The sequence below is a fragment of the Candidatus Aminicenantes bacterium genome, assembly GCA_011049425.1.
Classification (GTDB): Bacteria; Acidobacteriota; Aminicenantia; order UBA2199; family UBA2199; genus UBA876.
The window spans coordinates 1-9,856 of the sequence record DSBM01000127.1 but is presented as its reverse complement, the minus strand read 5'-3'; the positions used below and the strand labels follow the sequence as shown (position 1 = coordinate 9,856).

Below are 9,856 nucleotides of genomic sequence, written 5' to 3'. Positions count from 1 at the left end.
GGGCGTAGCTTTCAAACAGTCGATCCATGTGCCGTTTGAGAGCCGGGTACTCGGGCAGGGTGGTGACGGACGGCCGCGAAGACGAGCCTTTGGCCCGATTGTAACTGAGCTGGTTGAGATAATATGCGGCCAACTGCCCTTTCAGTTCCATGGCCTCGTGGAAGCTGTCCGGACGGGGTTTTGCTGCCTGGTCTGAATCTAGGATGGCATCCAGGTGCGTGAAAGCTTCTTCCATGCGGTAGTACCCGATCGAACGGGCCAGTTTCATCCGGGCGGCGAGGTCGTGCGGGTTTTTTTCCACGTTCCGGCGCGCGGCCAGCAAATGGTCTCCGGATTTTACCTTGTCGATCCACTGGTTGAACCCTTCCACTGATCGCTCCGGCATGCCGTATTCCTCAAGCTGCTCTCCCTCGGGAGAAAAGATCTTCATGGTCGGGTAAGAGGTGATGGCGAATTGTTCGCAATAGGCCTGGCCGTTCGGAGTGGTCTGCTCGATATATTGCAGGATGACCTTTTCGGCTACGGTTTTGAACGCGCCCTTTTTAAAGGTTTCCTCTTTCAAATGCCGGCAGGGATTGCACCAGAGCGCTGAAAAAACCGTCAGGATCGGCTTCTTCTCCTTGCGGGCGATTTTGAGCAACTCCTCGTGGGCAATCTCCTGGCTGTACCAGGCGGTTGACCCGATGGTGACCGTGGGCGCAGACGCATCTTTTTCCACTCCCCATGACAAGCCCACAAAACCGACAAGTCCGACCAGCAGGAAAACAAGTTTCTGTTTCAATTTTTTCTCCTCTCCCTGTGTTTTTAGCGCTTGCTGTCGCGCGACTGACAGTAAATCCATTTCCCCGGGAATTACTGCAGGTGGTGACGGCCGGGAAATCTGATTCTCACATAAGATGATTTTATGATTGTGAAATCGGGGTTTCAAGGAAATTTCCATTCCTCACTCAACTTTAACTTGGCAAGGGGCGAGAGGCGAGGGGCGAGGGGCCTAAGTAGAAAGTTGAAAGTCTAAAGTCGAAAGCAAATACCTTTAAAAACCGTTCTACTTCTTTCCTTTTCAACTCTTCAACTTGTTTCAAGTCATTTGAATTTGTTTTGGATTTGGGATTTGAATGAAGGCGACCACCTTCGCCAGGGCTTCGCGGATTTCAATCGCCGCGGCACAGGTCTTTTACTTCCACCGCGATGGTGTTGGAAGCGGCTTTCCCCAACCATAGGTGGTCGAGAGAGCGTTCCGCCTGCGGCAGGTTTCCAGGCAAATTCCATTGCCTGTCCGCCTCGGTCCGTTCATAAACGAAACGGATTTCATACAGGCCCGGCTTCTCCAAAGGGAAAACACGGCCGCGGGACACATATTTGTCCGGATAACCGTCCGGCAGCCCCAGGCGCGCTTTGACTTTCTGCATGTCCGGGTTGTTTTCCCGCCCGCCGGGAGCGGCGAAAACCAGCCGGTATTGTAGGTCCAGGCGCGCTTCGAGGGAAATGGTTTTCTGTTCTCCCGGCGCCAGGGCAAAGGTGCGTCCCGGAAAATGGTTCACCTTGGGGGAGTGCCAGATAAAACCACTTTGGCGCGGAATGCTTTCCCCTCCCTGGCGCTTCACCTCCAGTTCTTCGCCGATAAAAACGTCGTGGACAAGAACGCGGAACGGTTTGGCACCCCGGTTCGCGAACTCAACGGTCAGCGCGATCTCCTCTCCCGGCCGGCAGACGGGTTTGTCTAGGGAAAGGTGGATCTGCAGGTTATTGATGCTTTCGGTCGACTGCTTGGCCCCTTCTGTCCGCGACCCGGTCGCGAGCGCGAACACGCACAATAAAACAATCCCGGAAAAGATGCCTGTGTGCCTGATCATGGTTCCCCCTGATGAGAAATCGAGTTGCACGCCTTTTTAATGTCTATTATGAAGCATTTTTCAGACGGGGGTCAAGGGGCGGTTCGTGAACCGCCCTGTAGAAGGTAGAAAGTAGAAAAAACGTATAAAAAAAGGCGCGGTGATCGGGCTACCGGCCGGGTGGTGATGAAGGAACTTACCGGAGTTGTGATGGAAAAAAGAAGAGGGACAGGTCCGTGCAGTATGAAAGTGGAGAAAATAGCGGGCTCAATGAATCCCGTGGCTGAAGGTTTTTCCGGGGGTTCAGGCGTTGCTTCCGGGTGGATCGGGAAGATGAATCCTGACGGGCTCCTTGAATTCGGTGCAGGATCGGAAACTGATTTTGCCTTCGTGTTGCAGGCAACCGACAACAACGGCCGGGTGAAGGCCGAAAATTTCCGCACACTTCATGACTTTCTTTTTTGAACAAGTGATTGAGTCGGCGAAAAACCGGACAACGTCATCGGATTTAAGGTGTTTCCGGGCGAATTTGTCGGCTTCATTTTCCGATTTTTCGCTTACATCCATCAGGTCGAAACTGTCGATGAACTCATTATGCTCTAAAGCGTCGTGCAGCAGGATGTGGGCGATTTCATGGGTAATCGTAAACCAGAAGTTGTCGTTTCTGTCGAATCGAGCCGTGTAGACAATAACGGGATTTTCATCCAGCCATAAAACGGCACCGTCCGTATACGTCTGGGACAAGTGGGGAAGATGCAAAAAAACAACACCGTTCCGGTTCAAAGCATCGATGAATTCAGTTATCCCCTTCCCTTTACGCGTAAATGCAGGAATTTCATCCGCCAATTGATAAAGACCCTCTTCATTGTAGTGATTGATTTCGGCTTGTTTAGTCGCTTCAATTCTGGCTTTCTGTATCCATGTCAACGCATAATAAGGATTGAATCCCTTTTTTGTTTGCGATTTTCTGAAATACGCGGGAACATTTTCCTTCATGAAATCAAATTGAAGATTCCGAATATTCCAGAATGCCTTCACTTGGGCGATCAGGTTGTCGTTTTTATTCAACCAGCCTTTTTTGTGCATTTCAAGTACGGGCATATAACGAAATATCAAGGCCTTAGCGGCGGTTTCCTCATTCAGTGCGCTCTCCTCAAGTTGAAGGCGATTATTGGTGTCCAGATTGATCCAGAATTGAACGGACTGTTTGAAAACCCGGCTCAAAAGCCTGGCGGTATCAAATGTAACCGGAGCCCTGTTCTTGACCAATTGGTTCACATGCTTGATGCTCATGCCCATAATTTCGGCCAGATCTTCCTGCCTCCAGCCATAAAACTCAAGTTCTTCCTTGATTGCATCCCCGGGGCCCAGAAGCACAAAAGGTTTGTACTTGCCCATGTTTCCTCCTTTTTATTCGTAATGCTTGGATATTTTCATGATTGTTACGATTCCCTTGAGCTTTTCCTGATCCTGAAAATCGATCAAAATCTCAAGCCTGTACTCCTTAGTCAATCTCAAAGAAAAAGTATCCTTTCTTCCTTCCAGTTTTTCAAACCGCATGGAAGGAGGAATGCGCAAATCATTAATCGTATCCGCCGCTTCTATGCGATTGACCCGTTCCACAAATTTTACGGCCACTCCTCTCGGCAATTTCAGCTTCCTTGATTCACCTGAGCAATAAAGCTTAATTAACTCTTTGTCACCGAAAAAGTATTCCATGCATTACTCAGAAAGTTAAAGATATTATATATATAACATAAATAAATCTTAAATTCTACATAACAAGATAGGTAAATTTTATTAGGCAAGTTACGGAAGACAAAAACCCTGGCTCAAGTCTTCATTATTGCAAATTAAGCGGGGGCTCATTTCAATTTTTTGTTGTTTTACGCGGCAGGGCATAATGGAGCTGTTCATGTAGGAGGGAAAAGTGAAAAAGACATTTTTTGCCGCATTTATCATGGTGTTGATCTTTGCCCTGGCATGCGCCCCGGATACGAAACAGCAGGAAGATCAGCAGAAGGAGATGGAAGCCTACACCCTTCGGGGTCAGATCTCAAAGTCGAAAGTGAAAATTCCGTGATGGGGGAACTTCAAGTCCGGTGATGAGGTTATCGGCCGGAGCATCGTTGCCGCTCCGGCTGATCTGTGATGATTGGACTATTGGCGAGGGGCGAGTGGCAAGGGGCAGGAGCGGGGAATGAATTGCTTGTATTTTGGATTTCAGATGACGCTCCATCTGCCTAAATCTAATTATTTATATAAAATTGTTGATTATAGTCTGCGCATTCAGTAAAATGTTTTGATTGGGAGGTTTGCATGATTGCCAGGGAATTGGAGGGTCTGATCCGGGAACGCCTGTTTCGCGCCAAGGCCATCGTGGTCATCGGTCCCCGGCAGGTGGGTAAGACCACCCTGCTGAGAAAAATCGTTGCCCCATTTCAAGACCAAACCCTCTGGATCAATGGAGACGACCCCCACGCCAGGCAGCGTTTGGCCGGTGTGGGGATAGCCGAACTGGAAGTTTTGATCGGTTCCAAGCGAATCGTAGTGGTTGATGAGGCGCAGCGAATTTCTGATATCGGGTTGACCCTCAAGATGCTGGTGGATCATTCCCCCGGGGTTCAACTCCTGGTGACGGGCTCTTCATCGCTGGACCTGGCTGGGGAAACCCGCGAACCCCTCACGGGTCGCAAATTTGAATTTTTCATGTACCCCTTGTCCTGTGCCGAACTTTTTAAACACTTCGGTGAACTGCAGGAAAGGCCCCTGCTTGAACACCGCCTGGTTTACGGCCAATATCCGGATGTGGTCATGAATCCAGGGCATGAACGGGAGATCCTCAGTCAACTCTCTTCCAGTTACCTCTACAAGGACTTGTTCATCCAGGAAACCATCCGCAAGCCGGTCATCCTGGAAAAGCTTCTCCAGGCTCTGGCCCTGCAGGTCGGCCAGGAAGTGGTATACCGGGAACTGGGCCAACTCATCGCTATCGATCCCGTCACTGTCGAGCGCTACATCGACCTTCTGGAAAAAGCCTTCGTGGTGTTCAAGCTGCCCTCATTGTCCCGGAATGCTCGCAACGAAATTAAAAAGGGACGTAAGATCTACTTCTATGACAACGGAGTCCGCAATGCCATCATCAACAATTTCAATCCCCCGCAGTTGCGTCAGGATATCGGCGCCCTGTGGGAAAATTTCCTGATCAGCGAACGGCGCAAAACCAACGAGTACCGCCTCCGCTTTGCCAACCTCTTTTTCTGGCGCACCCACACCCAGCAGGAGATCGACTACATCGAGGAACGGGACGGCCGGCTTTACGCGTATGAGTTCAAGTGGAACCCAACAAAAAGCGCTTCCCTCCCCAACGCGTTTGCCCGGAATTACCCCGGCAGTATCTTTCACTCCATTACTCCGGAAAACTTCCTCTCTTTCGTCCAGGATTGAAAGCCGGAAAAAGTAAAGAACGGTGATGGGGGAACTTCAAGTCCGGTGATGAGGTTATCGGCCGGAGCATCGCTGCCGCTCCGTCCGATCTGTGATGATTGGACCATTGGCGAGGGGCTATTGGCGATTGGCGAGGGGCAAGGGGACTGTCTCCTGCTACCTGTTTTTCCGTGTGTTCCGTGTATTCCGTGGTTTTTTTAAAATCGGCCGGTGCTTGACAGGCGGGGAGGGGGAGTGGTAGTGGAAAAGTGAAATGAAGCGCACAACCATGTGGATCGGGGGGATCGCCGTAGCGGGGTTGGCGGCCCTGCTGGTAAGGCGGCTGCGGGGCGGGGCATGCCCGTCCTGGTTTTCTTTTGTGCTGGACAACCCCGTCACGCGCCGCTACGCCGGGGCCGAACGGCTGATGCGGTACATGGACCTGCGACCCGGCATGCGCGTATTGGACGCGGGCTGCGGGCCCGGACGCCTGGCCATTCCCTTCGCCCGCCGCGTCGGCCCGCGGGGCGAAGTGGTCGGCCTGGACCTGCAGGCGGACATGCTGCGGCGGCTTGACGCGCGGGTCCGGCGGGAGGGATTGGAAAACGTTCATCCGCTCCAGGGCGGCCTGGGGGAAGGCGCGCTGGAAGGGCAGGAGCAATTCGATCGCGCCGTGCTGGTCACCGTGCTGGGGGAAATCCGCGACAAGGCCGCCGCCCTGGCTGAGTTGTTCGCGCGCCTCAAGCCCGGGGGATTGTTGCTGGTGACGGAAGCATTGCCGGATCCCGATTTCCTGTTGCCCCGCCGGGTGGAGCGCCTGGCCGGGGAAACCGGGTTCACCCTGCATGCGAGTCATGGCTGCTTTCCCGCCTACACCCGGGTGTTTTGCAAACCGGAATTATAGTCAAGTAACGCCGCGACCGGTTCTGGCGGGGCGCGAGAGGCAGGAGCGGTTCGCGAACCGCCCCTATGCATAGAGTGATGCATTGGTTGAAATGTCGGGGCGAAAAATTTTTCGCCCCTTGGTTGGGGTCTCGGCATTATCGAACATCGAACTGGGGACGCTTGTAAAAAGGTCCCGGGCGGTCTGTGAGGCGGGCGGTTTCCCGGGGAAAAGAGGCCCGGAATTGCTCCGGGCCCCTTTCTTCCGCAGAGATTGTTTACTGAATCCGGGTGCCGATCAAGGTACCGTGATGGTTGCAGGTCTGGGACATTTCCTCTAAGGTGATGGCCAGGTCCACCGTGGAGTCAAAGTAATCCTCACCGTCCATTTTTCCGCTTCCGGAAAACTCAAAAATGTACGTCATACCGCCGGTGGTGACGGACTGACTTCCGCTGAGCGTAAAGTTGCCGGCCTCATCGATGGGACCGCTCAGAACCAGGTCCATCTCGGCTTCTCCAACCGGAATATCCTCCAGGGTGAGGGTGAAGTTTCCGCCATCCTGGGTTCCTGTGCAGGAAAAATCGATGACATCTTCCACGTTGCAGTTCCCCGATGTCCAGGATATGTCGATCAGCCAATCGCCTTGCATGTAGGCGATTCTCGTGGCCGAGGCCTGCAACGTGTGGTTGCGGTCCATGGTAATCACGCCCGATTCCGCAACCGCCTGGTCATCCAATATCACCTCCAGATCTTTGTACCCCTGCTCTGTCGCATAGTCATAGTTGACAAGAGTTCCAACCCCGTACGTGGTGTTGCCGGCGGCGGGGCTGCCGGATACCCCCGTACTCACGGATACGGTCAACGCATACCGGTCGGGATTCTCGGTTTCCGAAGATTTTTTGCAGCCCCATGGGACGATGAGCAAAAGCATCACCCCCCACACTGTCATCTGAAGCATTCTGCTCCTGGTCTTCTGCATTTTCCCTCCTTTTGCAGTGATTTCCCTTTTTCAGAGATCTGCTTCCAGAACAACTACAAATCAAATTTATTCTATGACCGAAGTGTTATGGATTGAGTGTTGCGTTGTATATATAATGGTGGGATGGACTTCTGCCGTTATTTATCGGACAAGGGCCATTACATGGAACTGATCAGATCCGGGGAAAAAGAGTTGCGGCAGCGGGGCTTTTATGACCCGGATGAAATGGCCGATATTTCCGCCGCGGCACTGGAACGGTTGCTGGACTATTTTCAACGCCACCCCGAAAAGTTCATCTCGATTGAAAAGAGACCGCAAAACGAGTTGTCCAACTATTTAAAGAAAGCACTGCGGAATCATATCCGCAATACCATCAACCAGCAGTCACGACTGCAGAAAATGCACAATCGACTGGTGCAGGATCCATTCATGTTGATCCTGCACGACATCCAGTCCGGGGAGATTTCCGGGGAAAAGGAGGCTAAGGATCCGGGTGAACCGGACAACAACGATTGGCAGGGCCTGTCCTGGGAACAAATCCGCAAAGAGATATTCTATTTCATCGAGGAAACGTATGGCCGCGCGAAATGGGTGACCAAGAAAAAAGCCGCCGATTTCTTTCTTTTCCGGCTCAAGAACGGCCTGACCCTGAAGGAGATGGGCAACCATTATCCAGGCTGTAACATCTCTTCCCTGAATACCAAGGGACACCGGGTGATCCGCTCGTTCCGGCAATGGGTTCTCGGTCACCAACGGAGCCCCGGATCAGACAAAGGAGCGCACGATCATGACCACGGCTAAAATCGACGCTCACTACCGGAGTTTCAGCAAAAAGGTCGACATGTTGCGGATTGCGCGCGAACGCTATTTGCAGGCGTTTAAAACAGACCCCCTTGCCGGCTTTATGATCAACAAGCTGCGTTTATCCCCCCTGAAAAGCGGTTTGGCCGGGTTTTTCCTCGTGGCGTTGACCTACCTGGCGGGCGGTGTCGTTTTTTCCCCCGGCGCTAAGGGAATCATCGGCCCCCCCAGCGGTTGGCTGGACGCATTGTACGACTTTTCCATGATTCCGATCACGTTTTTTTTCTTTGTCTGGCTGGCGGCAAGGCTGCCCTACCTGTTTCTGCGCCTTCATCAGAACGGCGTTTCTCTGGCAAAAGCGCCGGATTTGCCCGACTTTGCCGCCCATGTACTGCACAAACGTGTGTTCAACAAAACGATCACGACTCTCGCCGTCATGCTCGCGCTCGGACTGGCGGCGGTCCACTTCGTGCAGATTCTCGGAGGCAACGCCTGGGGCGGCGCGGTGGACCGGGGATCCGCCTTTCATTACCTGAAAATCTTTCTCATCTGGATCCCCGCCTGGTACATGTTTTTCACCATCTTTGCCCGGGAGCTGGTTTTTATCCGCGAGTTCCGCCGGGCGGTACGCAACTACCGCCTGAATCTCAACCTGACGAATCCGGATAAGTGTGGCGGCTTGCGACCCCTCGCCGAGTATCTGCTTCAGTTCTCTTATTACAACGCGGCTTGCGGCTTCGGATTGAGCCTGTTGATTATCCGTAGCATCAAGTTCGGCGACTTCGGTTCCGGTATCCTGGTTCACCTCGGGATCGTTGCTTACCTGATTGTATCTTTCCTGCTTTTCCTTTCACCTTTTCACCCTATTTTTCTTTTGATGCGCAAGATGAAAGCGGATATTCGCGCCAGGGCAAAGACAATGGAATGGCTGATTGACCGGATTCTGCCCCTCGAGATTCTCTACAAACACGCATTTGCGACGTTCGCTCCGGTAGTCGTTCTTTTCCTGTTCATATTCAAGCTGCTCTGATCCTTCCTTGCCGTAAAAAAAGGGCCGGCAGACATACCCGCATGGATTCGGGCAAACATTGGGGCCGGGGCGTATAAACGTATAAAGTTGACTCCCTTCCTTCCCTCAACTCTATCTACTGCCTTAAACTTTTTTTATTCTCCACCCCTTACCGCGAGTGTTTCCGGGTTTCTCGATGCGTTTCTTTTTGGGAAGCCGGATCACCGTGGTGTCGGCGATCTTGTCGTGCATGGCCAATCCCTGCTTTTGCCAGAGAACCTGCCAGAAACCCAGAGAGGCAAACAGGCCCGAACACACATAGCCGTGGGCCCGTTCAAAACTCTGGTACCATCCCTGGCGGGGCCTGCCTTGTCCCGAAACTACCTCGGCAGCCTCTTCCACTCCGTCAACCGGGAGAACGATCGCTCTTTTGTCCGCGCTTGAGTCTTTTTGTCATTTTTCCGATTGCATTTTTTAGTGCTTCTTTTGTTTCTCCGGCCAGCATAATGACATGCCGCAACAATTCCAAAGGGGCTATAACCAGTATTATGCTTGTCAGGCTTACTTTTATCCTTTTCCTGCGCCTGATTAAGTATTTGAATTTTGAAGTGAACAGAATTGCCGTTATTGTTCCTGTTAATACAATAAGTCCCATAATGAATGTGATCCAAGGCTTTATCGCCAAAAACAAAATCCCCGTTATTCCCAAGGCGAGACTCAAATATAGTTTCAATCTGTTTTTTGAATAATGATACCTGGCGTTTCCCCTGCGATAAATCCATTGCACAAACGATTTCAAGCTACAGCGTGCCTTGTGATACACAAAAGAATCCCCGGCGTATTTAATTTTCCAGCCGGCATTGGTTATGCGTTCGCAAATATCAGCATCTTCTCCGCCCCAAACAAGCTTTTCATTAAAACCATTT

Annotated in this window: 11 protein-coding genes; 4 read left to right on the top strand and 7 right to left on the bottom strand. The window is 52.0% G+C overall.

Translation table 11 applies throughout. The features are described 5' to 3' along the window. The 4 genes from ENN40_08790 to ENN40_08775 form a co-directional block, all read right to left on the bottom strand. Window positions 1-940 (bottom strand): hypothetical protein (locus tag ENN40_08790; protein HDP95438.1); only part of this gene is annotated, 940 nt, incomplete at its 3' end. Window positions 941-1,151: 211 nt separating this feature from the next. Beyond that, window positions 1,152-1,853, bottom strand: coding sequence for a hypothetical protein (locus ENN40_08785; GenBank protein ID HDP95437.1), 702 nt, complete (start codon window positions 1,851-1,853; stop codon window positions 1,152-1,154). Window positions 1,854-2,135: 282 nt separating this feature from the next. Continuing rightward, complete coding sequence (locus ENN40_08780; GenBank protein HDP95436.1) at window positions 2,136-3,230, bottom strand: ImmA/IrrE family metallo-endopeptidase; 1,095 nt, start codon at window positions 3,228-3,230, stop codon at window positions 2,136-2,138. 12 nt (window positions 3,231-3,242) lie between these two features. After that, on the bottom strand, window positions 3,243-3,551 hold the full coding sequence (locus ENN40_08775) for a type II toxin-antitoxin system RelE/ParE family toxin (GenBank protein ID HDP95435.1): 309 nt from the start codon (window positions 3,549-3,551) through the stop codon (window positions 3,243-3,245). A gap of 600 nt (window positions 3,552-4,151) precedes the next feature. Between ENN40_08775 and ENN40_08770 the strand changes: the two genes are divergently transcribed. Together ENN40_08770 and ENN40_08765 are read left to right on the top strand one after the other, a co-directional pair. Then, entirely contained in the window at window positions 4,152-5,279 is a 1,128-nt protein-coding gene (locus ENN40_08770; protein ID HDP95434.1) for an ATP-binding protein, read from the top strand. A 253-nt stretch (window positions 5,280-5,532) separates the two neighbouring features. Beyond that, window positions 5,533-6,162 carry a class I SAM-dependent methyltransferase gene (locus ENN40_08765; protein ID HDP95433.1) on the top strand — a complete coding sequence of 210 codons (630 nt, stop codon included), beginning with the start codon at window positions 5,533-5,535 and terminating at the stop codon, window positions 6,160-6,162. Between the two features lie 256 nt (window positions 6,163-6,418). Here the strand turns inward: ENN40_08765 and ENN40_08760 are convergent, their stop codons facing one another. Continuing rightward, a complete protein-coding gene (locus ENN40_08760) occupies window positions 6,419-7,120 on the bottom strand; it encodes a hypothetical protein (protein HDP95432.1) in 702 nt (233 codons plus the stop codon). 162 nt (window positions 7,121-7,282) lie between these two features. On the opposite strand from ENN40_08760, the gene ENN40_08755 reads away from it, so the two are divergent. Continuing rightward, entirely contained in the window at window positions 7,283-7,921 is a 639-nt protein-coding gene (locus tag ENN40_08755) for a hypothetical protein (GenBank protein ID HDP95431.1), read from the top strand. Next, window positions 7,908-8,951, top strand: a complete 1,044-nt coding sequence (locus tag ENN40_08750) for a hypothetical protein (GenBank protein HDP95430.1) — start codon at window positions 7,908-7,910, stop codon at window positions 8,949-8,951. The genes ENN40_08755 and ENN40_08750 overlap by 14 nt, the downstream gene beginning before the upstream one ends. Window positions 8,952-9,074: 123 nt before the next feature. On the opposite strand, the gene ENN40_08745 is transcribed toward ENN40_08750, so the two are convergent. Next, the gene (locus tag ENN40_08745; protein ID HDP95429.1) at window positions 9,075-9,332 is read right to left on the bottom strand and encodes a hypothetical protein; all 258 of its coding nucleotides are present in this window, start codon (window positions 9,330-9,332) and stop codon (window positions 9,075-9,077) included. 4 nt (window positions 9,333-9,336) lie between these two features. Further along, window positions 9,337-9,856 (bottom strand): hypothetical protein (locus ENN40_08740; GenBank protein ID HDP95428.1); only part of this gene is annotated, 520 nt, incomplete at its 5' end.

Coding starts and splice junctions, on each gene's coding strand:
- ENN40_08760 (HDP95432.1), bottom strand. CDS start 7,120: ATGCAGAAGACCAGGAGCAGAATGCTTCAGATGACAGTGTGGGGGGTG.
- ENN40_08770 (HDP95434.1), top strand. CDS start 4,152: ATGATTGCCAGGGAATTGGAGGGTCTGATCCGGGAACGCCTGTTTCGC.
- ENN40_08750 (HDP95430.1), top strand. CDS start 7,908: ATGACCACGGCTAAAATCGACGCTCACTACCGGAGTTTCAGCAAAAAG.
- ENN40_08780 (HDP95436.1), bottom strand. CDS start 3,230: ATGGGCAAGTACAAACCTTTTGTGCTTCTGGGCCCCGGGGATGCAATC.
- ENN40_08775 (HDP95435.1), bottom strand. CDS start 3,551: ATGGAATACTTTTTCGGTGACAAAGAGTTAATTAAGCTTTATTGCTCA.
- ENN40_08755 (HDP95431.1), top strand. CDS start 7,283: ATGGAACTGATCAGATCCGGGGAAAAAGAGTTGCGGCAGCGGGGCTTT.
- ENN40_08785 (HDP95437.1), bottom strand. CDS start 1,853: ATGATCAGGCACACAGGCATCTTTTCCGGGATTGTTTTATTGTGCGTG.
- ENN40_08765 (HDP95433.1), top strand. CDS start 5,533: ATGAAGCGCACAACCATGTGGATCGGGGGGATCGCCGTAGCGGGGTTG.